Origin of the sequence: Erwinia artemisiae (assembly GCF_051400835.1) — a bacterium.
GTDB lineage: Bacteria > Pseudomonadota > Gammaproteobacteria > Enterobacterales > Enterobacteriaceae > Erwinia > Erwinia aeris.
Genome location: NZ_JBLFFM010000006.1, coordinates 267309 through 287709, shown reverse-complemented (window position 1 = coordinate 287709; position 20401 = coordinate 267309). Strand labels below are relative to the sequence as shown.

The window sequence follows — 20401 nt, the reverse complement described above, 5'->3', positions numbered from 1 at the left end:
GGACCAGGAAATGAAAAGTGAAAGCGGCCTGAAAAGGGCTACCGACCTGAATGACAAAGACGAAGCTATCTTTCAGGCGCTGATGAAGGCGATGGTGGAGCGTCAGCTGCCGCCGGGCAGCAAACTGCCGGAAGAAGCGCTTGCCGACGTCTTCGGCGTTAGTCGAACCGGCATCCGTAAAGTGCTGACTCGCCTCGCTGCGGTGCAGATGGTGGTGTTAACGCCCAAGCGTGGTGCACAAGTTGCCACGCCTTCGACAGAAGAAGCGCAGGACATCTTCCGTACGCGTGAACTTATCGAATGCGCCAATCTTCCCACCGTGCTGGCGCACTGTCAGTCTACCCATCTGGTCGCGCTGGAAAACCTAATCCAGCAGGAACAGCAGGCGCATGACGAGCGTGACGGCCCGGCGGCGATCCGGCTTTCCGCCGCGTTCCATATTCAGCTTCAGGCGATCTCCGGTAACCAGGTGCTGACCGAGATGGTGACCCGACTGACCCAGCGTTCGTCGCTGGTGATTGCGGCCTGGGGCGCGCCGTGGCAGCAGGGCTGCCGCTGTGACGACCACGACAGGCTGATCGGCCTGCTCAGACAAAAAGCGCTGGTGCCGCTTACTGAAGCAATGCGGCAACATTTTGCGCATATAGTAGCGAGCCTGCATTTCGAGCGCGGCGGCGAAACGCTGCCGGATTTCGCCAGCCTGTTCACCGGTTTTGGAGGCGCGAATGACCGTTAAACAGCTTATTCAGGTTATCAATCCCAATACCAGCCTGGCGATGACCGAAACCATTGGCGAAGCGGCGCGCGCCGTAGCATCGCCGACGACGGAAATCCTGGCGGTTTGTCCCTCGGAAGGGGTTCCCTCAATCGAAGGGCATTTTGACGAGGCCGTCGCCGCTATCGGCGTGCTGGAGCAAATAAAAGCCGGACGCGAGCAGGGCGTCTGCGGTCACGTTATCGCCTGCTTTGGCGATCCGGGGCTGCTGGCGGCGCGCGAACTGGCTTCGGGGCCGGTTATCGGCATTGCGGAAGCCGCTATGCATATGGCTACGATGGTTGCCACGCGCTTTTCCATCGTCACCACGCTGCCGCGCACCGTTATTATCGCGCGTCATCTTTTACAGCAGTATGGTTTTGAACCGCATTGCGCCGCGCTGCATGCTATCGATCTGCCGGTACTGGCGCTGGAGGATGGCACAGGGCTGGCGCAGGAAAAAGTGCGTGAGCGCTGCATCCGCGCAAAAAAAGAGGACGGCAGCGGCGCCATTGTACTGGGCTGCGGCGGCATGGCCCGGCTGGCGCGGGAACTGACGCAGGAGCTGAATATGCCGGTTATTGACGGCGTGGGCGCGGCGGTAAAAATGGTGGAATCGCTGGTGGCGCTGGGGCTGTCGACCAGTAAGCATGGCGATCTGGACTATCCGCTGCGAAAAAACCTGTCGGGTCAGTTTAAGCGCCTAAACTAAGTTATCTTGCTCTGGAACAGGACTACGATCATGACCGATGCTGATGAAAAGAAAGAGTACAGCTTCAATAAAAACTATCCCCGCGATCTGATCGGCTACGCCGGAAAGCCGCCCCATGCGGCCTGGCCGGACAATGCACGTATCGCCGTGCAGTTTGTTCTGAACTATGAAGAGGGCGCGGAAAACAGCGTGCTGCATGGCGATACCGGCTCCGAGCAGTTTTTATCGGATATTATCGGTGCGGCCAGCTATCCCGAGCGCCATATGTCGATGGAATCGCTGTATGAATACGGCTCGCGCGCCGGTTTCTGGCGCATCCACAACGAGTTCCAGAAGCGCGGCCTGCCGCTAAGCGTTTTTGGCGTGGCGATGGCGCTGGCACGTCATCCGGAAATCGTCGAGGCGATTAAAAACGCCGATTACGACGTGGTCAGCCACGGCTGGCGCTGGATCCACTATCAGGGGATGGATGCAAAAACCGAGCGGCAGCATATGCAGCAGGCGGTGGATACGCTGACCGATCTTTTTGGCAAAGCGCCAACCGGCTGGTATACGGGACGCGACAGCCCGAATACGCGCAGGCTGGTGGTGGAGCAGGGCGGCTTTACCTACGACAGCGACTATTACGGCGACGATCTGCCATTCTGGACAAAGGTGACCTGTCAGGACGGGACGGTCAAGCCGCACCTGATCGTACCTTATACGCTGGAAACCAACGACATGCGTTTCGCCACGCCGCAGGGCTTTAACACGGCGGAGCAGTTTTACACCTATCTGAAAGACAGCTTTGACGTGCTGTATGAAGAGGGCGAGACGGCGCCGAAAATGCTTTCCATCGGCATGCACTGCCGTTTGCTGGGCAGGCCTGGCCGCTTCCGCGCATTGCAGCGCTTTCTGGATCATGTACAGCAGCATGATAAGGTCTGGATCTGCACGCGCCAGCAGATTGCCGACCACTGGATAAAGACGCACCCGGCGCCGGAGGCGTAAGTAAACCTGTCAGGAAGGCATGAAGTGCCATCCTGACAGGATCGCCAGCAGAGGCAAAATTGGCTAGCGGATCGACCTGGAGCTGGCAAAACCACGAATAGCCGCTTCAGCCAGGCTTGCTGCCGTATCAACAATCGGCAGCAACTGCTGAGGATGGCTTTTAAGTAAGGGGCTGATGTCCGTACAGGCAATAAGCAGCGCCTGGGCGCCAGCTTCCTGCGCCAGAGAAATCAGCGCCCGCCACTGCGTTATCACTTCAGGATCGGTAAATCCGTTTTGCTTAATCAGCGCTATCAAACGCGTTGTGCTCGCACGTAATGGCTCAGAAGAGACACAGCGCTTTCCTGTCAGATGCAGACGCTGCTGATAAAAACCCGCATCAAGCGTAGCCTCAGTAGCAATCACGGCGATGTTCTCCGCTGCGGCAAGGCGTTCAAGCGCGCAGTCGGCAATATGCAGGACAGGAATGCCAGCGCTGGCCTCCTGCATTTCAGCAAAGTAGCAATGGGCTACATTGCAGGGCACCACGATCAAATTGACCCCGACTTTTACCAGATCGCTAATGCCATCGCGCAGTGCCGCTGACATTGCGGCATCTTCAACCGCCCGGTCAGGGAAAAAAGGCGTCGGCAAGGAAATAATATGCATTTTGGGATAGTCGATATCGAACCTGGCCCCGTATTGCTTTTGGCACTCATCCACCAACATATCGATAAAAGGCGCGGTGGAGCGCGGCCCCATACCGGCCAGCACCCCTAGACTGTAAGGCATTACGCTCTCTCCCTTTGATAACGGACAAAATTCATCATACATAGCGCCAGCAGTAAAAAAGAAATTATTAACAGCTCAACAGAGATAAGGACGGCGGTAAACCGATAGACACTGGTTGATAATTAAGCGCTTAAATAAACTGATGCGGTCCATTTTTTAATGCGTATCTGGTTACGGATTAAACGACCTTAAGGCCTGGCTCTCTCCCGCAAACAGGTGACAGAAAAGAGCCTGGCCCTGGTAAAAGCATTTTCAGGCTAAAAAATAGCCGGTCGGGCTTCTGCCGGGTCTGCGGATTCACTCCTGGTGAAACGGCATTATTCGCCGCACGTTATCAGGCTGACCTGCGCGGCGACAATCCGCCAGCCTTGCGGCAGCTTCACCCATGTCTGCTGCTGACGACCAATCTTATCCGTTCCCTCACGGGTAAACTCTGTGCTGCATACCGCGTAATCATCGCCAAACGTGGTGATTACCGTATTACGCAGCTGACGAGCCAGGCCCTGTGCAGGACGCGCGGCGCGGAAAGCGCGGATCGCCTCAATCCCGTATAAATTTTCTCCTGCGCCCAGCCGCACGGTGCGCTCGTCATGCCAGAACAGCTCGTCGAGCACGTCGATATCGTTGCCGGTCAGCGCCTGCTCGTAGCGATAAAAAGCTTCGGTAACCTCTGCCAGCACCGAGGGGCGATTAATTTTATCCGTCATGCTGTCAATCCTCCTGCTACAGGTGCTTTAGCTATGCCCATTTTCTCCAGCGTCCATGCCACGCGCAGGCAGGCTTCTTCTTTAAACGGCGCGGCGATAAGCTGTAGGCCGATCGGCATGCCGCCCGGCGTTTGCAGCGGCACGGTCGTCACGGGCAGCCCCAGAAAGGAGATGGGCTGCGTCAACATGCCCATGCTGGCGCGGATGGGCAAATCGCTGCCGTTGATATGCATCGTTTCCTGTCCAATCAGCGTGGCGCTGGTGGGCGTGGCGGGCGCAATCAGCACGTCAAACTGCCCGAACAGGGGCAGCACCCGCTCACGAAAATAGTGGCGGAAGCGCTGCGCCTGCACGTACCAGGCGGAAGGCGTCATCGCACCGGCCAGCAGGCGCTCGCGCGACAGCGGCTCAAAACGCTCCGGCTGCGCGCGCAACGCGGGCAGCCAGGCGTTGCCGCCTTCGGCAGCGGTCAGGATAAACGCGGCGGTACGGGCCAGCGCGGCCTCCGGCATCAGCACCTCTTCCTGCGCATCAAGCGCTTTTGCGGCCTGCGCGACGGCTGCGCGGGCATCGTCATCACACCAGGTTTGAAAATAGCCGCCCAGCACGGCGCACCGCAGGCCCTGTGCGCCTTGCTCCAACAGGCGATGAACAGGCTGGATCGCTTTTTCCGCCTGAAAGCTATCCTGCGGATCGCGGCCCTGTAACGCATCGTAAACCAACGCCAGATCTTCGGTGCTGCGGGCGAAAGGCCCGATATGATCGAGGCTGGCGACAAAGGGCTGGCTGCCGCTGCGCGACAGGCGGCCAAACGTCGGCTTCAGGCCAAAAATGCCGCACAGCGAAGCCGGTACGCGGATCGAGCCGTTGGTATCCGAGCCCAGTGAAAAATGCACCAGGCCAGCGGCGACGGCCGCCGCCGAGCCGCCAGAGGATCCCCCGGCGATACGTTGGCTATCGTGAGGGTTACGCGTGGCGCCGTAATGGCTGTTTTCCGTGGTAAAACCGTAGGCATAGGCGTCCATATTCACCATGCCGGACAGCAGCGCGCCCGCCTCGCTGAGCTTGCTCACTGCCCAGCTGTCTTTTTTGGCCGCCGGGCGATCGCTGAGCAGGCTGGCACCCGCCAGCGTGGTATGGCCTGCAACGTCAAAAAGATTTTTTACCGCGCAGGGAATGGCCGCCAGCGCGGGTAACGGACGATCCTCTTTGCGCTGACGATCGAGGCGATCGGCCTCGCTCAACATGCGATCCCGCGTTACGCTCGTCCAGGCATTGATCGTCGGATCCAGCCGCTCGATCCCGTCCAGCGTTTGCTGCGCGATTTCTCTGGCGCTCAGCTCGCCTTTAAGCAGCGCGCTTTTTAGTTCGGCAATGGAAAGGGAGCTGAGCGTCATGCTTTATATACTCCTGCGATTTCCTGACGTTCATCCAGCGGGAACGCCATCAGCGGCGCGGCCATCTCGGCAATACGTGAAAACTGCACCAGCAGCTCGGCGCGACGACAGTCGTCCATCGGTACGCCCAGCACCTGCTCCATGTGGGTCAGATAAGCCGTCCAGTCAATTTCGGTGTTCATGATCTTCTCCTGTTAAAAACCGGCCGCGCTGCCGTTGCTGCGGGGATCGCTGGCGCCTTCCAGCATGCCGTTGGTATGGCGGACAATCGCGCCCGCGTGGCCGACCGCCTCGCTGAAATCTTCCAGCGCTTCGACTTCATGCCCCAGCTCGCGCAGGCGGGTAAAGGTGGCGGCGGAAAAACGGCCCTCCAGCTTCAGCGAATCGGAAGCCTGGCCCCAGGTGCGGCCGAGCAGCCAGCGCGGCGCGCTGACGCACTGCTGTAGCGGCATTCCCTGCACCACGTGACGGGTAAAAATGGCGGCCTGAGTCTGCGGCTGGCCGTCGCCGCCCATCGAGCCGTAGACCATGGTGCGGCCGTCGTTCAGCCGTGCGGCGGCGGGATTAAGCGTATGAAAAGGCTGTTTGCCCGGCGCTAAAGCCAGCAGGTGTTCGGGATCCAGGCTGAACGCCGCGCCGCGGTTTTGCCAGGTGATGCCGGTGCCGGGCAGCACCACGCCGCTGCCGAATTCGTGATAGATGCTCTGAATAAAAGAGACGGCAAGGCCGCTGCTGTCCATCACGCCCATCCACACGGTATCGCCCGGCCCTTTGCCGGTTCCCCAGCCGGCCGCGCGGCTGTCGCTGATTTGCCCCGCCAGCGTTTCGAGCTGGTCGGAATCAAGCAGCGCCTGCATCTCTTCGCGCATATGCAGCGGATCGGTGATATAGCGGTCGCGCAGGCCGAAAGCCAGCTTGGTCGCCTCCACGATGCGGTGCACGGTCTGCACCTCGTCTGCTTCCGCCATATTCAGATGATTGGTGATGCCCAAAATCGCCAGCGACACCAGGCCCTGGGTCGGCGGCGTCATATTAAAGACCTCGCCGTACTCGTGGCGGATGCTTAATGGCTTACGGCGCTTCGCCCGATGCTTATTAAGATCTTCCAGCGTAATCGGCATGCCAAGCGCCGACATTTCTGCCGCCAGGCGATTAGCCAGCGAGCCGCGATAAAAGCTGTCCAGCCCCTGTTCCGTCAGGATGCCCAGCGTGTTTGCCAGCGCCGGTTGGGTAAAGCGGCTGCCGGCGCGCGGCACCTCGCCATCCGGCAGGAAAGCGGCCGCGAAGCCCGGCTGCGCCGCCAGCTCGTGATATTTGCCGGCGGTTGCGGTCGACTGCGATTGGGTGACGGGAATGCCGTCCGCCGCATAGCGGATCGCATCGGCCAGCAGGCGTGAAACGGGCATCACGGCACCGCTAAGCTCGTTGGCTATCGTCAGCGCTTCTGACCAGCCGCTGACCGTTCCGGCTACCGTCAGCGCCGATTTTGGCCCGCGATGGGGGATAGCCGCCGCGCCGTCATAAAAAGCGAAATCGGCCAGCGATCCGGCCGCGCCGCTGGCGTCGATGGCGACAGGATCGCCCTGCGGCGGCATAATCAGCCAGAAGCCGTCGCCGCCCAGCCCGTTCATATGGGGATAAACCACAGCGATCGTGGCCGCCGCCGCGACCATCGCCTCAATAGCGTTGCCGCCTTCGCGCAGAATGGCCAGCGCGCTTTCACTGGCGAGATGATGAGGCGTTACGGCCATGCCAAGCGGAGCGAGATTACTTTGTATCATCACGTTCTCATTTTCAGGGACGGAGCAGAAAGGGAAGCAAGAGCTGTTCCAGTTTGTTGCAGCCGGAACGGCAGGGCAGTGAAAAAACGCGTCCGGCTTGCAAGATGAAGGTGAACTTTTCCGCCCGGCACGTTATTTGTATACGTTATCTTCTCTGAAACAAAAGTTACAAGGTTCATATCATGAAGCAGCTTGATGAGCGCCTGAGAAATCACTATCCCCAGCTTTCTCCGCAGGAGCAGCGCGCGGCGGATTTCATCTTCGATCATTTTGACGATTTGATTAGCTATAACAGCGCAGAGCTGGCGCGGCTCAGCGGCGTTTCTAAAGCGACCGTCAGTCGCTTATTCAAACGTCTTGGCTATGAGAAATATCGCGATATGCGCGACGAGTTGCGTACGCTGCGCCAAAGCGGCATGCCGCTGACCGACAATCGCGACGCGGTGCAGGGCAACACGCTGCTGGCGCGCCACTACAAGCAAGAGATGGCAAACCTGACGCAGTGGGTAAGCCAGCTGGACGCCGCGCAGTTCGGCGAGGTGGTGCAAAGACTGGCCGCCAGCAGGCGCATCTTTATTGTCGGTATGCGCAACTCCTGGCCGGTGGCGCTGCACCTTCGGCAGCAGCTGTTGCAGGCGCGCGGCGAGGTCTCCGTCGTGCCGCAGCCGGGGCAGACGCTGGCGGAAGAGCTGCCGGATATGACGCCGGACGATGTAGTGGTGGTGATTGCCTTTCGCCGTCGTCCGCGCATCATTAAGCCCCTGCTGCAACAGCTTCAGCAGGCTGGCGTGCCCACGCTGGTGATTTGTGAGCCGCAGGCGCAGGCGATCCTGGCGCTGGCGACATGGCAGCTTTGCGCGCCGTTGGACAGCGTGTCCGCTTTCGACAGCTATGCCTGCGCCAACAGCCTCATCAACCTGCTGACCAATGCGCTGCTGCATGAGCTGTTAAGTAAAGGTCGTCAGCGCATCCATCATATCGCTAATCTGTACGGCCAGCTGGACGAGCTGGAACAACGCTGACAGGGCACCATTTTGGTGCTTTGCTTTATTTCAGGGCAGCGCCGCAGGCATCGGGAAACTGTTTTCTGAGCTTGCTGACATGCTTCTTTTTCTGCCTTATCTCCTGCTTTCTGGCTGGTTTGAAACCGCTTTTTCCTTTCTTTGCGTGCTGTTCCACGGCTGGCGATCCCTTTTTCCGTGGCTGGCACATTAGTTGCAAATGATTATTTCAGGAATCTTTCGTTTCATGTTGGCTTAACCGGGGAAGAGAAAATGAAAAAAACGTTACTGGCTATCGCGGGCGCAGTATTGCTGTTCACCCAGGCCGCACAAGCGGATCAGTTGCAGGATATAGAGAAACGCGGCGTGCTTCGCGTCGCCGTGCCGCAGGACTTTCCGCCGTTTGGCTCGGTCGGCACCGAGCTACAGCCGCAGGGTTACGATATCGATATGGCGCGCTACCTGGCCAGCCAGATGAAACTTAAGTTACAGCTGGTGCCGGTCACCAGCGCCAACCGTGTCCCCTATTTACAGACGGATAAAGTGGATCTGGTGATCTCCAGCCTGGGTAAAAATCCCGAGCGGGAAAAAGTTATCGCCTTCAGCCGCGCCTATGCGCCTTTCTTCCTGGGCGTTTTCGGGCCGAAAGAGGCCGAACTGAAAGCGGCAGCCGGGCTGAGCGGCAAGTCGATTGGCGTAACTCGCGGCGCGGTAGAGGATATGGCATTAAGCGATATTGCGCCCAAAGACGCGCAGCTGAAACGCTATGAGGATAACAACACCACGCTGTCGGCCTACCTGTCGGGCCAGGTACAGTATGTGGCGACCGGCAACCTGGTGGTGGCGGCGATTGCGCGCCAGAACGCAGACAAAGCGCCGGTGGCTAAGTTTATGCTGAAAGATTCGCCCTGTTTTATCGGGATGCGCAAAGGCGAACCGGCGCTGAAGGCGAAGGTGGATGGCCTTATCGAACAGGCGATCAAAGATAAAACGCTGAACGGGCTGTCGCAGCAGTGGCTGAAAGCGCCGTTGCCGGCCGACTTCAGCGCGTAAGGGCCGGCCAATGACGGAGCAACTCGACTTTCCGGCGCTGCTGCCTTACTGGCCGCAGCTGCTGGCCGGACTCTGGATCACTATTCAGCTGACCGTGATGGCGACGGCGGGCGGCGTGGCGCTCGGTATTCTGGGCGCGGCGCTGCGTAGCGGACGGCCTTCGGCGCTCAGCCGCCTGTGGGGCTGCTACGTTGAGCTGATCCGTAACACGCCGTTTGTGGTGCAGCTGTTCTTTATCGTGTTTGGCCTGCCGAACCTGGGGCTGAAGCTGACCGCTGGCGAAGCGGCGCTGCTGGCGATGCTGATCAACCTGGGCGCCTACAGCACGGAAATTATCCGCGCCGGGATCCAGGTCACGCCGAAAGGCCAGTGGGAAGCGGGCCGGGTGCTGGGCCTGACGCGGTCGCAGACTTTCCTGCGCGTGGTTCTGCCACCTTCTTTAAAGCGCATTTATCCGGCGCTGGTCAGCCAGTGCATCATCGTGATGCTGGGATCGTCCGTGGTCTCGCAGGTTTCGTATGAAGAGCTGACCTTTGCCGCCAACCTGATCCAGTCACGCACCTTTTTAAGTTTTGAGGTCTATCTGGTCACCACGCTGATTTATCTGGCGCTGTCGATCGCCATGCGTCAGCTGCTGCTGGCGGCCGGACGTAAATGGCTGGGAGGAACGGCCTGATGACGACATTTACCGACTGGGACATTCTGCGCAATTTACTGCTGGCGGCGCGCTGGACGCTGCTGCTGTCGCTGACCGCGTTCTTTGGCGGCACGCTGGTGGCGATGCCGCTGGTGATGGTGCGCCTGACGCGTCGCCGCTGGCCCAACCGGGCAATCAGCACCTATATCGAGCTTTTTCAGGGCACGCCGCTGCTGATGCAGCTGTTCCTGGCGTTTTTCGGCGTGGCGCTGTTTGGCATCGACGTCTCGCCGTGGACGGCCGCCTCGCTGGCGCTGACGCTCTATACCAGCGCCTTTCTGATCGATATCTGGGTGGGCAGCATCAACGCGTTGCCGAAAGGGCAGTGGGAGGCGTCGCGCTGCCTGGGGCTTGCCAAAGGCCAGACGCTGTATCGCGTGGTGCTGCCGCAGGCGCTGCGTATCGGCATCGCGCCGACCGTGGGCTTTGCCGTACAGGTGGTCAAAGGCACCGCGCTGGCGTCGATTATCGGCTTTGTCGAGCTGACCAAGGCGGGCACCATCCTGAATAACGTGACCTACCAACCTTTTAAAGTTTTCGGGCTGGTGGCGCTGGGCTACTTCCTGATCTGCTATCCGCTGTCGCGCTACAGCCAGTACCTGGAGAAAAAATTCAATGCCGCTCATCACCATTAATCAGGTACAGAAATATTACGGCGCCAACCACGTGCTGAAAGGCGTGGATCTGGACATTGATATGGGCGAGGTCATCTCGATTATCGGCCGCAGCGGCTCGGGGAAAAGCACGCTGCTGCGCTGTATCAACGGGCTGGAAGGCTATCAGGAAGGCAGCATCAAGCTGGGCGGCATGACCATCACCGATCGCGATTCGCAGGCGCGGGAAATCAGCCGTTCCGTCGGCATGGTGTTTCAGAACTTCAACCTGTTTCCGCATATGACGGCGCTGGAAAACGTCATGCTGGCGCCCAGGCGCGTGCTGAAAAAGAAAGAGGCGGAATGCCGGGCGCTGGCGGCGCAAATGCTGGAGAAGGTCGGCCTCGGCGAGCGCATGGATTACTACCCGTCCAGCCTTTCTGGCGGCCAGCAGCAGCGCGTGGCGATTGCGCGGGCGCTGGCGATGACGCCCAAAGTGTTACTGTGCGATGAAATCACCTCGGCGCTCGATCCGGAGCTGGTGGGTGAAGTGCTGAAAGTGCTTGAGCAGCTGGCCCGCGAAGGCATGACGCTGATTTTAGTCACGCACGAAATGAATTTTGCCCGGGAAGTGGGCGACCGCGTGGTGTTTATGCATCAGGGCCGCGTCTGGGAGCAGGGCGACAGCAAAAGCGTGTTCGCCAGCCCGCAGACGGCGGAGTTGAAACAGTTTATCTCATCGGTGCGCGGCCTGAGCTGAGCACCGGATCTGCAAGAGAAGGAAACGAAATGGATGTAACCCGCTATCCGCAAATTAATCCGCCGCAGCGCCTGTTGATGGGGCCTGGGCCAATCAACGCCGATCCTCGCGTATTGCGCGCCATGTCCAGCCAGCTGCTTGGGCAGTACGATCCGGCCATGACGCACTATATGAACGAGGTGATGGAACTGTATCGCGGCGTGTTTCGCACGCAGAACCGCTGGACGCTGTTGGTTGACGGTACCTCGCGCGCGGGCATCGAGGCTATTCTGCTGTCGGCGATCCGCCCTGGCGATAAGGTGCTGGTGCCCGTTTTTGGCCGCTTTGGCCATCTGCTGTGCGAGATCGCCCGCCGCTGCCGCGCGGAAGTGCACACCATCGAAGCGCCGTGGGGTGAAGTCTTCACGCCGGATCGCATTGAAGACGCGATCAAAACCGTGCGCCCTCGTCTGCTGCTGACCGTGCAGGGCGATACCTCCACTACCATGCTGCAACCGCTGGCCGATCTGGGCGGCATCTGTAAAAAATATGGCGTGCTGTTCTATACCGACGCCACGGCCTCGCTGGCCGGCAACGCGCTGGAAACCGACGCCTGGGGACTGGACGCGGTCTCCGCCGGGATGCAGAAATGCCTTGGCGGCCCGTCCGGCACTTCGCCGATCACGCTAAGCCCGGAAATGGAAGCCGCGATCCGCAAACGCAAATGCGTAGAGGAAGGGATCCGCACGGCGGCGCATCAGGATGGCGACGACGAGATGATCTACTCCAACTATTTCGATCTGGGGATGATCATGGATTACTGGGGGCCGGAGCGGCTGAACCACCACACCGAAGCGACGTCGGCGCTGTTCGGCGCGCGTGAATGCGCGCGGCTGATTATGCAGGAGGGCCTGGATAACGGCATCGCCCGCCACGAGCTGCACGGCGACGCGCTGCTGAAAGGCATTCAGGGCATGGGGCTGGAAACCTTCGGCGACCTGCAACACAAAATGAACAACGTGCTGGGCGTGGTCATCCCGCAGGGCATTAACGGTGACCAGGTGCGCAAGCTGATGCTTGAGGACTTCGGCATTGAAATCGGCACCTCGTTCGGCCCGCTGCACGGCAAGGTCTGGCGCATCGGCACCATGGGCTATAACGCCCGTAAAGACTGCGTGATGCAGACGCTGAGCGCGCTGGAATCGGTGCTGACCTGGCTGGGTTATAAAACGCCTCAGGGCGCGGCGATGCAGGCGGCCTGGGATCGTTATGCCGCCGGGAGCCGCTGATGGAGCCACTCAATCTTGCAGAGGCGCAGCAGGCGGCGGCCAGGGTGATGGCGCGCTGCGATCGCCTGGCGGAAATCAGCGAAACGGCGGACGCGCTCACCCGCGTCTATCTGTCGCCTGAACACCTCCAGGCCAACCGGCTGGTAGGGGAATGGATGGCGGCGGCGGGAATGCGCGTCTGGCAGGACAGCGTCGGCAATATCTGCGGACGCTATGAAGGGCAGCAGCCCGATGCCCCTGCGCTGCTGCTGGGATCGCATCTGGATACCGTGCGCAACGCGGGCCGCTACGACGGGATGCTCGGCGTGCTGACCGCGATTGAAGCCGTGCAGGCGCTGCACCGGCAAAATCTGCGGCTGCCGCTGGCGGTGGAAATCGTCGGCTTTGGCGACGAAGAGGGAACGCGCTTCGGCATCACGCTGCTGGGCAGTCGCGGCCTGACCGGAAGCTGGCCGGAAAGCTGGGTCAGCCATCCCGACGGCAACAGCATCACCGTGGCGCAGGCGATGGCCGACGTCGGGCTGGATGCGCAGGCGATTGGCGAGGCGGCGCGTGAGGTAAAAGATATCGTCGCCTATCTGGAGCTGCACATAGAGCAGGGGCCGTGCCTGGAGCAGGAAGACCTGGCGCTGGGCGTGGTCACGGCGATCAACGGCGCACGCCGCCTGAACTGCCGGTTTGTCGGTGAGGCAGGCCATGCGGGCACGGTGCCGATGACGCATCGTAAAGACGCGCTGGCGGCGGCAGCGGAATGGATGGTGTTTATCGAACAGGCTGCGGCAAAGCACGGCCCGCAGCTGGTGGCAACGGTGGGGACGCTGCAGTGCCAGCCCGGCGCGGTCAACGTGATCCCCGGCGAGGTGGCGCTGAGCCTGGACGTGCGGGGGCCGGAAGATCGGGCGCTGGCTGAACTGCTGTCGGCGCTGCTGACCCAGGCGGAAGCGATAGCGCTGCGGCGCGGCTTAAGCTTCAGCGCCGAAGAGTATTACCAGATCCCGGCGACGCGCTGTGACGAAAAGCTTCAGGCGGCGCTGAGCCAGGCGGTAACGGCGGTGCAGGGCCGCTCGCTTTCGCTGCCCAGCGGCGCGGGTCACGACGCCATTGCCATGGCGGAGCGCTGGCCGGTCGGCATGTTGTTTGTCCGCTGCGATCGCGGCATCAGCCACCATCCGGCGGAATCGGTCAGGGTGGAAGACGTGGCGCTGGCGGTTCGCGCCTGGACGAAAGCGGTGAGCGAGATAGCGCTGTCAGCAGACAGCACAGGAGGTCAGCGTGTCGCCTGAACAGTTTAATCAGGCCCCGGTCGCCGAGGCCAGAAAGCACATCGCCCACTGCGTCGCGCTGGCAAGCTGGGTGGAAGAATTAGTGGCCGCACGCCCTTTCGCCTCGTTGGACGAGCTGCTGCAAACCGGCGAGCAGCTGGCGAGCGGCTGGGACGGTCAGGCGCTGGACAAGGCGCTTTCCGCGCATCCACGTATCGGTGAAAAGGCGCAGGGCAGCGACAAAGAGGCCGCGCTTTCCAGCGGCGAGCAGGGCAGCGTTAAGGAGGCGGATGCCGCGCTGAAAGAGGCGCTGCGGGCAGGAAACGCCGTTTACGAACAGCGTTTTGGCCGGGTGTTTTTAATCCGCGCCAAAGGGCGAAGCGCCGGAGAGATGTTGGCCGAACTGCATCGACGCCTCGCCAACGACCCGCAACAGGAGCAGCAGGAAGCGCTGGATCAGCTACGGGAAATCACTCTGCTGCGTTTAAAAGAGACGTTTCGCTAACCCAGCTACATTTGCACAGGAGAGTTCAATGAGCACCATCACCACGCATATTTTGGATACCGCGCTGGGCAAACCGGCGATTGGCGTCGCCGTTTCGCTGGAGCAGAACAGCAGTCAGGGCTGGCTGCCGGTGGCGCAGGGCGATACCGATGTGGATGGCCGCATCACAGACTTAACGCCCGAGCCGCTGGCACCGGGCCATTACCGCTTAATTGCTGAGATCGGCGACTATTTTGCCGCCGACGGCCGCGACGCGCTCTACGTCAGCGCCCAAATCGATTTCGTGCTGCCGGAAGCGGGCAGCCACTATCACCTGCCTTTCCTGATTTCGCCGTGGTCGTGGTCTACCTATCGCGGCAGCTGATCCTTTTATCCTTCGGGCCGCAGCCTGAATGATGTTGGGGAGAGATTAATAACCAGCACCGCCTTTGCGGCGAGTGCAGCAGTGAGGGGTAAACATGAGCGCCAGGCCAGAAGATACGCGTTACCCGGCAGGCAAATCTTTTGCCTGGGGATTGCAGCATGTATTGACGATGTACGGCGGCATTATCGCGCCGCCGTTGATTATCGGCTCGGCCGCCGGGCTGCACGCCGCCGAACTGGGGATGCTGGTGACGGCGGCGCTGTTTGTCAGCGGCTGCGCCACGCTGCTCCAGGCGCTGGGCGTGCCCGGTTTCGGCTCACGTCTGCCGCTGGTGCAGGGCGTCTCTTTCGCGGGCGTGGCGACCATGGTGACGTTAGTGACCAGCGGCGGCGGCCTGCCGGTGGTGTTCGGCGCGGTGATCGCCTCTTCGCTGATTGGTCTGCTTATTGCTCCTTTGTTTGCCCATATCATCCGCTTTTTTCCTCCGGTGGTGACCGGCACCGTGATTACGGTGATCGGCCTGTCGCTGATGCCGGTCGCCGCGCGCTGGGCGATGGGCGGCAATCCACATGCGCCGGAATGGGGCTCGCCGGGCAATATCGGGCTGGCCGCGCTGACGCTGGGGATGGTGCTGCTGTTTCATCGCGTAGGCAACGCCGCGATAAAAAGGCTGGCCGTGCTGGCGGCTATGGTGTTGGGCACGCTGTTTGCTGTGGCAGGCGGTAAAACGCAGTTTTCGGGCGTGCTGCATGGCGACGTGGTGGCGCTGCCCGGCATCCTCAGCTTTGGGCTGCCGGTTTTCGACGTGGCGGCCATCCTGTCGATGACGCTGATCGTGCTGGTGCTGCTTACCGAAACCACTGCCGGGCTGATCGCTATCGGCGACATTGTCGGTACGCAGGTTGACGGTAAACGCATCGCCAGCGGGCTGCGGGCCGATATGCTGACCAGCGCGCTCGCGCCGCTGTTTAACTCCTTTCCGCAGAGCGCCTTCGCTCAGAACATTGGCCTGGTCGCCATTACCGGCATCAAAAGCCGCTATGTAGTGGCGGCGGGCGGCGCGATCCTGGTGTTGCTTGGCTGTCTGCCCGTGCTGGGCCGGATAGTCGCGGCCGTTCCCGCTCCGGTGCTGGGCGGCGCGGGCGTGGTATTGTTCGGCACCGTCGCGGCATCCGGTATCCGCACGCTGGCAAAGGTCGATTACAAAGAGAATATGAACCTGGTGGTGGTGGCGACGGCCATTGCGTTTGGCATGATCCCCATCGTGATGCCGACCTTTTACGACCGCTTCCCTGACTGGGTCAGAACGATTTTCCATTCCGGCATCAGCGCCGCCTGTGTCGTAGCCGTGCTGCTAAATATTATGTTTAACAGCGTTACAGCAAAGGTAAGCGTGCAGGAAAGCCGATCGGGCTGAAGCATTCAGCCAGCAGGCTATGCAATGCCGGGCAGCAACGGCTTATAAACTAAACTCGTCCGCATCGCGCCAGGCCGGAAAACGCTCCCGATATTCGCGCAGCGAATCCAGCGACAGCTCGGCGCTCAGTACCGCTGGCTGATGCGGTTCGCCAGCCGCCAGGATTTCGCCCTGCGGGCTGATAATCCGGCTGTCGCCGCTGTAGCTATGGCCGTTGGCATCATGGCCGGTGCGATTGCAACCGGCTACGTAAGCCTGATTTTCAATCGCCCGCGCCAGCAGCAACGCCTGCCAGTGCGCCGCACGCGCTGCCGGCCAGTTGGCGACATACAGCGCCAGATCGTAATCGTTGCGGCTGCGGGAAAACACCGGAAAGCGCAGGTCATAGCAAATCTGCGGCAGAATGCGCCAGCCGCGGAACGCTATGATTTCCCGCTTTTCGCCCGCCAGATAATGCTGGTGCTCGCCAGCCATGCGGAACAGATGACGCTTGTCATAGCGATGTACCGTGCCGTCCGGCTCCGCCAGCAGGAAGCGATTGACCGCGCCCGCGGGCGTCTGAACGGCGACGCTGCCGCCGATCATGGCATCAGCCGCGCGGGCTTTCTCCTGTAGCCAGCCCACCACGCGCGCTTCCGGCAGCGAGCTTTTCGCCGCCTCCATCGCAAAGCCGGTGGTAAACATTTCCGGCAGTACAATCAGGTCGCGGCCCGTTAATCCGGCTAACAGCTCGTCAAAAAAACGCAGATTGGCTTCGCCGTCCATCCAGACCAGCGGCTGCTGTAGCACGCTCAGGTTTAAAGCTGACATAGCCGCTCCGCTGCCGCATCCAGCGTGGCTTCCTGTTTGGCAAAGCACAGACGGATGAGTTTATGAGGGAAAGGCCCGGCGCAGAAAACCGACAGCGGGATCGCCGCCACGCCCGCTTCTTTGGTCAGCCACTGGCAAAAGGCGACGTCATCCAAATCGGAAACGGCGCTGTAGTCGGCCAGCAGAAAGTAGGTGCCTTCACACGGCAGGATTTTCAGGCGACTTTTCGCCAGCGCCTGTACAAAACGGTCACGGCGGGCACGATAAAACGCCGGCAGCTCGCGGTAGTGCTCTGGTTCGGCCTTCAGCATATCGGCCAATGCCAGCTGTGCGGGCGTGTTGACGGCAAAGGTCAGATACTGATGCACCTTGCGCACTTCCGCCGTTAAGGCTGGCGGCGCCACGCAGTAACCGACCTTCCAGCCGGTCATATGAAAGGTTTTGCCAAACGAGGAAACGGCAATAGCGCGCTCACGCAGCTGCGGATGGGCGAGCACGCTGGCGTGGCCCTCTTTGGCAAAGCAGATATGCTCGTAAACCTCGTCGCTCAGCACATAGATTTCCTGTGCTTTCACCGCCTGCCACAGCGAGGCAAAATCGCTTTTTTGCCAGACGGTAGCGGAAGGATTGTGTGGCGTATTGAGGATAACCAGACGGGTACGAGGCGACAGCAGCGCGGTAAATTCCTGCCAGTCGACACGAAAAGCCGGCGGCTGCAAAGCGATGCGCTTCATCACGCCGCCAGCCAGCATCACCGCTGGCGCATAGCTGTCGTAGCTGGGATCGAAACAGATCACCTCATCGCCCGGCCGCACCAGCGCGGTAATGGCGGCATACAGCGCTTCGGTCGCGCCTGCCGTCACCGTGATTTCGCTGTCGACGTCGGGTTTATGCCCGTAAAGCTCCGCCGTTTTAGCCGCAATCGCCTGCCGCAGCGGCTGCACGCCGGTCATCGGCGCATACTGGTTGGCGCCAGCGCTGACGTGATGCGCCAGGCGCGCTTTCAGATAGTCCGGGCCGTCGAAATCCGGGAAGCCCTGAGAAAGATTAATGGCGTTATGCTGCTGCGCCAGCGCGCTCATTTGCGAAAAAATAGTGGTGCCCAGAGCGGGGAGTTTGCTCTCAGGCTTAATCGGCGTCTGGCTCATGATTAGTCACCCTTGCGGAACGCTATGGATATGTTTTAGCCCGTTGCTGCCACTATAACGTCAGTGCTAATATTTGGCAATCAAGACGCTTAGACGTCTAAACGATAAGAATATGCCGTGCTTAGCGGTTGAAAAGGAAGGTTATGACAACATCGCAATTAGATCGGCTGGTGGCGGCCTGCCACTGGATCGGTGCCAAAGGCTGGGCGCCCGCCACCGGCGGCAATATGTCGGTGCGGCAGGACAGCGAGTTTTGCCTGCTGAGCGAATCCGGCAAAGACAAAGGTTCGCTAACCCGCGAGGACTTTATTCAGGTCGCCATCGCCACTAACCATGCGCCTTCCGGCCGCAGGCCTTCCGCAGAAACGGGCCTGCATACGCTAATCTATCGTCTGTTTCCCGAAGCGGGTGCCGTACTGCACGTTCATACGGTGAACGCGACCGTACTCTCAAGAGTTGAGAAACGCGCCGCATTAGTATTGCAAGGCTATGAAATGCAGAAAACGCTGGCCGGACAAAGCTCGCATCTGGAAGAGGTGGCTATTGCGCTGTTCGATAACGATCAGGATATTGAGGCGCTGGCGAAACGTATTGAGCAGTACGCGGAAGGCCATCCGCTGCGCTACGGTTTCCTGCTGCGCGGCCACGGCCTGACCTGCTGGGGAAGAGACGTGAACGAAGCGCGTCGCCATCTTGAAGGGCTGGAGTTCCTTTTCCAGTGTGAATTACAACGTCGGCTTCTGGAGGCCCAATGATCCGCGCTATTGTCACCGATATTGAAGGCACCACCAGCGATATTCGCTTCGTACACAACGTGCTTTTCCCGTATGCGCGCGAAAATCTGGCGGCCTTTATTGCCGCTTTTCAGCACCGGGAAGAGGTGGCGCAGGCGCTGAGCGATCTGCGTGATGAAATCGCGCAGCCGCAGGCCACGGTAGAGGATTTAATCACCGTGCTGTTCGGTTTTATGGATGAAGACCGCAAATCCACCGCGCTGAAAGCGTTACAGGGCATGATCTGGCGCGACGGCTATCTTAACGGCAGCTTTACCGGCCATCTCTATCCGGACGTGCTGCCCGCGCTGAAAGCCTGGCACCAGGCCGGCATTGGGCTGTATGTTTATTCATCCGGCTCGGTAGCTGCGCAGAAATTGTTATTTGGCTACAGCGACGAGGGTGATATTACCTCGTTGTTCAGCGGCTATTTCGATACGCACGTCGGGGCCAAGCGCGAAACGGACTCTTACCGCAATATTGCCGCAGATATCGGGCTGGCACCGGGCGAGCTGCTGTTTTTATCCGATATTCGTCAGGAGCTGGACGCCGCTCGGGAAGCGGGCTGGCATACCGTGCAGTTAATTCGCGATGAAGCGGATGACGTCAGCCATCATCCTCAGGTCAACCGGTTCGATCACCTTACTCTGGAGTCGTTTGTATGAGCGCACTGACCATTTTTACCGACAGCGAAGCGAAAACGCCGATCTGGCAAAGTACCGATGAAGAAGCGATCCGTCAGAAACTGAGTGGCAAAAACGTGCGTTTTGAGCGCTGGCAGGCGGATCGCGATTTAGGCGTGGATCCGCAGCCGGAAACGGTTATAAACGCTTATCAGCACGCTATCGATCGGCTGGTGGCGGAAAAAGGTTACCAGAGCTGGGACGTAATCAGTATGCGCGCGGACAATCCGCAGAAAGAGACGCTGCGGGAAAAGTTTCTTTCCGAACATACGCATGGCGAGGACGAAGTGCGGTTCTTCGTGGAGGGGGCGGGGCTGTTCTGCCTGCATCTGGACGGGCATATTTATCAAATCCTGTGTGAAAAGAACGATCTAATCTCCGTGCCTGCGGGAACGCCGCACTGGTTTGATATGGGATCGTCACCGCACTTTACCGCTATCCGTATTTTCGACAATCAGGAAGGCTGGATTGCGAATTTTACCGGCGACAGGATTGCCGATGCCTATCCGCGACTGCCGTAAGCAAATCTCTGAGCCATGATGAAAATGGCCGTTTTACAAAACGGGCGGACAGACTGGCCGCCCGGGTTTATCTCAATCAGGTAACCGGAGCGCCAATAAAATAAGACAGTTACTCATTAGCAACTGGGCCACCTGTTTTCAATGGTGCTTTAAAAGTAGTTCTTTTCGTTTCTTATGTGCTTCTGCTGGAAATAATTAATGCAGTGGTTTTGGAAGGTCTTTTAAATATTTAAATATATAACTGAATATTATAATGCTAATTAATAGCCGGGAAAGGATGGTAGATAAATCGATAATAAATATTTTTGGTTTTCATCTTAAAATATTGATTTTTAATATTTAAACTTTAATGCCTAATGTTAGGGTTTGCAGTCAGGGTTTGCGGTCAGGGTTTGCAGTCAGGGTTTGCAGTCAGGGTTTGCAGTCAGGGTTTG

The 20401-nt window shown here is 59.6% G+C and carries 23 protein-coding genes; 16 read left to right on the top strand and 7 right to left on the bottom strand.

Translation table 11 applies throughout. The features are described from left to right. Positions 1-10 precede the first annotated feature (10 nt). The 3 genes from ACMGEE_RS15405 to puuE are packed head-to-tail and all read left to right on the top strand — an operon-like array spanning position 11 to position 2456. Complete coding sequence (locus tag ACMGEE_RS15405; protein WP_253455349.1) at positions 11-736, top strand: GntR family transcriptional regulator; 726 nt, start codon at positions 11-13, stop codon at positions 734-736. Next, positions 726-1466, top strand: a complete 741-nt coding sequence (hpxA, locus tag ACMGEE_RS15400) for an allantoin racemase (protein WP_253455348.1) — start codon at positions 726-728, stop codon at positions 1464-1466. The genes ACMGEE_RS15405 and hpxA overlap by 11 nt, the downstream gene beginning before the upstream one ends. A gap of 30 nt (positions 1467-1496) precedes the next feature. Beyond that, complete coding sequence (puuE, locus tag ACMGEE_RS15395) at positions 1497-2456, top strand: allantoinase PuuE (protein WP_253455347.1); 960 nt, start codon at positions 1497-1499, stop codon at positions 2454-2456. A gap of 63 nt (positions 2457-2519) precedes the next feature. Here the strand turns inward: puuE and ACMGEE_RS15390 are convergent, their stop codons facing one another. The 5 genes from ACMGEE_RS15390 to ACMGEE_RS15370 all read right to left on the bottom strand — a co-directional run bounded on the left by ACMGEE_RS15390 (position 2520) and on the right by ACMGEE_RS15370 (position 7112). After that, positions 2520-3227 (bottom strand): aspartate/glutamate racemase family protein, encoded by a 708-nt coding sequence (locus ACMGEE_RS15390; RefSeq protein WP_369895582.1) that lies wholly within the window; start codon positions 3225-3227, stop codon positions 2520-2522. 317 nt (positions 3228-3544) lie between these two features. Continuing rightward, complete coding sequence (gene hpxZ, locus ACMGEE_RS15385; RefSeq protein ID WP_301253361.1) at positions 3545-3934, bottom strand: oxalurate catabolism protein HpxZ; 390 nt, start codon at positions 3932-3934, stop codon at positions 3545-3547. Next, positions 3931-5331, bottom strand: a complete 1401-nt coding sequence (locus ACMGEE_RS15380; protein WP_369895581.1) for an AtzE family amidohydrolase — start codon at positions 5329-5331, stop codon at positions 3931-3933. Before ACMGEE_RS15380 ends, hpxZ begins: the two co-directional genes overlap by 4 nt. Continuing rightward, complete coding sequence (gene hpxX, locus ACMGEE_RS15375; RefSeq protein ID WP_436830305.1) at positions 5328-5513, bottom strand: oxalurate catabolism protein HpxX; 186 nt, start codon at positions 5511-5513, stop codon at positions 5328-5330. Before hpxX ends, ACMGEE_RS15380 begins: the two co-directional genes overlap by 4 nt. A 12-nt stretch (positions 5514-5525) precedes the next feature. Then, complete coding sequence (locus ACMGEE_RS15370; RefSeq protein WP_436830304.1) at positions 5526-7112, bottom strand: gamma-glutamyltransferase family protein; 1587 nt, start codon at positions 7110-7112, stop codon at positions 5526-5528. 182 nt (positions 7113-7294) lie between these two features. Between ACMGEE_RS15370 and hpxU the strand changes: the two genes are divergently transcribed. From hpxU to ACMGEE_RS15320, 10 genes are all read left to right on the top strand, one after another. Then, a complete protein-coding gene (gene hpxU / locus ACMGEE_RS15365) occupies positions 7295-8134 on the top strand; it encodes a MurR/RpiR family transcriptional regulator HpxU (protein WP_253455341.1) in 840 nt (279 codons plus the stop codon). A gap of 252 nt (positions 8135-8386) precedes the next feature. Next, entirely contained in the window at positions 8387-9166 is a 780-nt protein-coding gene (locus ACMGEE_RS15360; RefSeq protein ID WP_253455340.1) for a transporter substrate-binding domain-containing protein, read from the top strand. Positions 9167-9176: 10 nt separating this feature from the next. Continuing rightward, complete coding sequence (locus ACMGEE_RS15355) at positions 9177-9842, top strand: amino acid ABC transporter permease (RefSeq protein WP_253455339.1); 666 nt, start codon at positions 9177-9179, stop codon at positions 9840-9842. Next, positions 9842-10498, top strand: coding sequence for an amino acid ABC transporter permease (locus ACMGEE_RS15350; protein ID WP_369895578.1), 657 nt, complete (start codon positions 9842-9844; stop codon positions 10496-10498). Before ACMGEE_RS15355 ends, ACMGEE_RS15350 begins: the two co-directional genes overlap by 1 nt. After that, positions 10479-11216, top strand: coding sequence for an amino acid ABC transporter ATP-binding protein (locus ACMGEE_RS15345; protein ID WP_125288932.1), 738 nt, complete (start codon positions 10479-10481; stop codon positions 11214-11216). Before ACMGEE_RS15350 ends, ACMGEE_RS15345 begins: the two co-directional genes overlap by 20 nt. 29 nt (positions 11217-11245) lie before the next feature. Beyond that, positions 11246-12484, top strand: a complete 1239-nt coding sequence (locus tag ACMGEE_RS15340) for a pyridoxal-phosphate-dependent aminotransferase family protein (RefSeq protein ID WP_436830303.1) — start codon at positions 11246-11248, stop codon at positions 12482-12484. Continuing rightward, positions 12484-13767 carry an allantoate amidohydrolase gene (gene hpxK, locus ACMGEE_RS15335; RefSeq protein ID WP_369895574.1) on the top strand — a complete coding sequence of 428 codons (1284 nt, stop codon included), beginning with the start codon at positions 12484-12486 and terminating at the stop codon, positions 13765-13767. The genes ACMGEE_RS15340 and hpxK overlap by 1 nt, the downstream gene beginning before the upstream one ends. Further along, positions 13757-14251: a 2-oxo-4-hydroxy-4-carboxy-5-ureidoimidazoline decarboxylase gene (gene uraD, locus ACMGEE_RS15330; RefSeq protein WP_301253357.1), complete on the top strand. Its 495-nt coding sequence runs from the start codon at positions 13757-13759 to the stop codon at positions 14249-14251. The genes hpxK and uraD overlap by 11 nt, the downstream gene beginning before the upstream one ends. Before the next feature lie 28 nt (positions 14252-14279). Continuing rightward, on the top strand, positions 14280-14615 hold the full coding sequence (uraH, locus tag ACMGEE_RS15325; RefSeq protein WP_436830302.1) for a hydroxyisourate hydrolase: 336 nt from the start codon (positions 14280-14282) through the stop codon (positions 14613-14615). A gap of 94 nt (positions 14616-14709) precedes the next feature. Beyond that, positions 14710-16032, top strand: a complete 1323-nt coding sequence (locus ACMGEE_RS15320; protein WP_436830301.1) for a nucleobase:cation symporter-2 family protein — start codon at positions 14710-14712, stop codon at positions 16030-16032. 42 nt (positions 16033-16074) lie between these two features. Here the strand turns inward: ACMGEE_RS15320 and ACMGEE_RS15315 are convergent, their stop codons facing one another. Together ACMGEE_RS15315 and ACMGEE_RS15310 are read right to left on the bottom strand one after the other, a co-directional pair. Next, entirely contained in the window at positions 16075-16842 is a 768-nt protein-coding gene (locus tag ACMGEE_RS15315; RefSeq protein WP_394148908.1) for an amidohydrolase, read from the bottom strand. Next, positions 16830-17990, bottom strand: coding sequence for a pyridoxal phosphate-dependent aminotransferase (locus ACMGEE_RS15310; RefSeq protein WP_436830300.1), 1161 nt, complete (start codon positions 17988-17990; stop codon positions 16830-16832). Before ACMGEE_RS15310 ends, ACMGEE_RS15315 begins: the two co-directional genes overlap by 13 nt. A gap of 143 nt (positions 17991-18133) precedes the next feature. Here ACMGEE_RS15310 and ACMGEE_RS15305 point away from each other — a divergent pair, with 143 nt between their 5' ends. From ACMGEE_RS15305 to ACMGEE_RS15295, 3 genes are read left to right on the top strand one after another with little or no spacing between them, the layout of a single operon-like run. Further along, complete coding sequence (locus ACMGEE_RS15305; protein ID WP_301730733.1) at positions 18134-18745, top strand: methylthioribulose 1-phosphate dehydratase; 612 nt, start codon at positions 18134-18136, stop codon at positions 18743-18745. Further along, entirely contained in the window at positions 18742-19428 is a 687-nt protein-coding gene (gene mtnC / locus ACMGEE_RS15300) for an acireductone synthase (RefSeq protein WP_436830299.1), read from the top strand. Before ACMGEE_RS15305 ends, mtnC begins: the two co-directional genes overlap by 4 nt. After that, the gene (locus ACMGEE_RS15295; protein WP_253455327.1) at positions 19425-19967 is read left to right on the top strand and encodes a 1,2-dihydroxy-3-keto-5-methylthiopentene dioxygenase; all 543 of its coding nucleotides are present in this window, start codon (positions 19425-19427) and stop codon (positions 19965-19967) included. Before mtnC ends, ACMGEE_RS15295 begins: the two co-directional genes overlap by 4 nt. Positions 19968-20401 lie beyond the last annotated feature (434 nt).

Coding starts and splice junctions, on each gene's coding strand:
- ACMGEE_RS15405 (WP_253455349.1), top strand. CDS start 11: ATGAAAAGTGAAAGCGGCCTGAAAAGGGCTACCGACCTGAATGACAAA.
- hpxA (WP_253455348.1), top strand. CDS start 726: ATGACCGTTAAACAGCTTATTCAGGTTATCAATCCCAATACCAGCCTG.
- puuE (WP_253455347.1), top strand. CDS start 1,497: ATGACCGATGCTGATGAAAAGAAAGAGTACAGCTTCAATAAAAACTAT.
- ACMGEE_RS15390 (WP_369895582.1), bottom strand. CDS start 3,227: ATGCCTTACAGTCTAGGGGTGCTGGCCGGTATGGGGCCGCGCTCCACC.
- hpxZ (WP_301253361.1), bottom strand. CDS start 3,934: ATGACGGATAAAATTAATCGCCCCTCGGTGCTGGCAGAGGTTACCGAA.
- ACMGEE_RS15380 (WP_369895581.1), bottom strand. CDS start 5,331: ATGACGCTCAGCTCCCTTTCCATTGCCGAACTAAAAAGCGCGCTGCTT.
- hpxX (WP_436830305.1), bottom strand. CDS start 5,513: ATGAACACCGAAATTGACTGGACGGCTTATCTGACCCACATGGAGCAG.
- ACMGEE_RS15370 (WP_436830304.1), bottom strand. CDS start 7,112: ATGATACAAAGTAATCTCGCTCCGCTTGGCATGGCCGTAACGCCTCAT.
- hpxU (WP_253455341.1), top strand. CDS start 7,295: ATGAAGCAGCTTGATGAGCGCCTGAGAAATCACTATCCCCAGCTTTCT.
- ACMGEE_RS15360 (WP_253455340.1), top strand. CDS start 8,387: ATGAAAAAAACGTTACTGGCTATCGCGGGCGCAGTATTGCTGTTCACC.
- ACMGEE_RS15355 (WP_253455339.1), top strand. CDS start 9,177: ATGACGGAGCAACTCGACTTTCCGGCGCTGCTGCCTTACTGGCCGCAG.
- ACMGEE_RS15350 (WP_369895578.1), top strand. CDS start 9,842: ATGACGACATTTACCGACTGGGACATTCTGCGCAATTTACTGCTGGCG.
- ACMGEE_RS15345 (WP_125288932.1), top strand. CDS start 10,479: ATGCCGCTCATCACCATTAATCAGGTACAGAAATATTACGGCGCCAAC.
- ACMGEE_RS15340 (WP_436830303.1), top strand. CDS start 11,246: ATGGATGTAACCCGCTATCCGCAAATTAATCCGCCGCAGCGCCTGTTG.
- hpxK (WP_369895574.1), top strand. CDS start 12,484: ATGGAGCCACTCAATCTTGCAGAGGCGCAGCAGGCGGCGGCCAGGGTG.
- uraH (WP_436830302.1), top strand. CDS start 14,280: ATGAGCACCATCACCACGCATATTTTGGATACCGCGCTGGGCAAACCG.
- ACMGEE_RS15320 (WP_436830301.1), top strand. CDS start 14,710: ATGAGCGCCAGGCCAGAAGATACGCGTTACCCGGCAGGCAAATCTTTT.
- ACMGEE_RS15315 (WP_394148908.1), bottom strand. CDS start 16,842: ATGTCAGCTTTAAACCTGAGCGTGCTACAGCAGCCGCTGGTCTGGATG.
- ACMGEE_RS15310 (WP_436830300.1), bottom strand. CDS start 17,990: ATGAGCCAGACGCCGATTAAGCCTGAGAGCAAACTCCCCGCTCTGGGC.
- ACMGEE_RS15305 (WP_301730733.1), top strand. CDS start 18,134: ATGACAACATCGCAATTAGATCGGCTGGTGGCGGCCTGCCACTGGATC.
- mtnC (WP_436830299.1), top strand. CDS start 18,742: ATGATCCGCGCTATTGTCACCGATATTGAAGGCACCACCAGCGATATT.
- ACMGEE_RS15295 (WP_253455327.1), top strand. CDS start 19,425: ATGAGCGCACTGACCATTTTTACCGACAGCGAAGCGAAAACGCCGATC.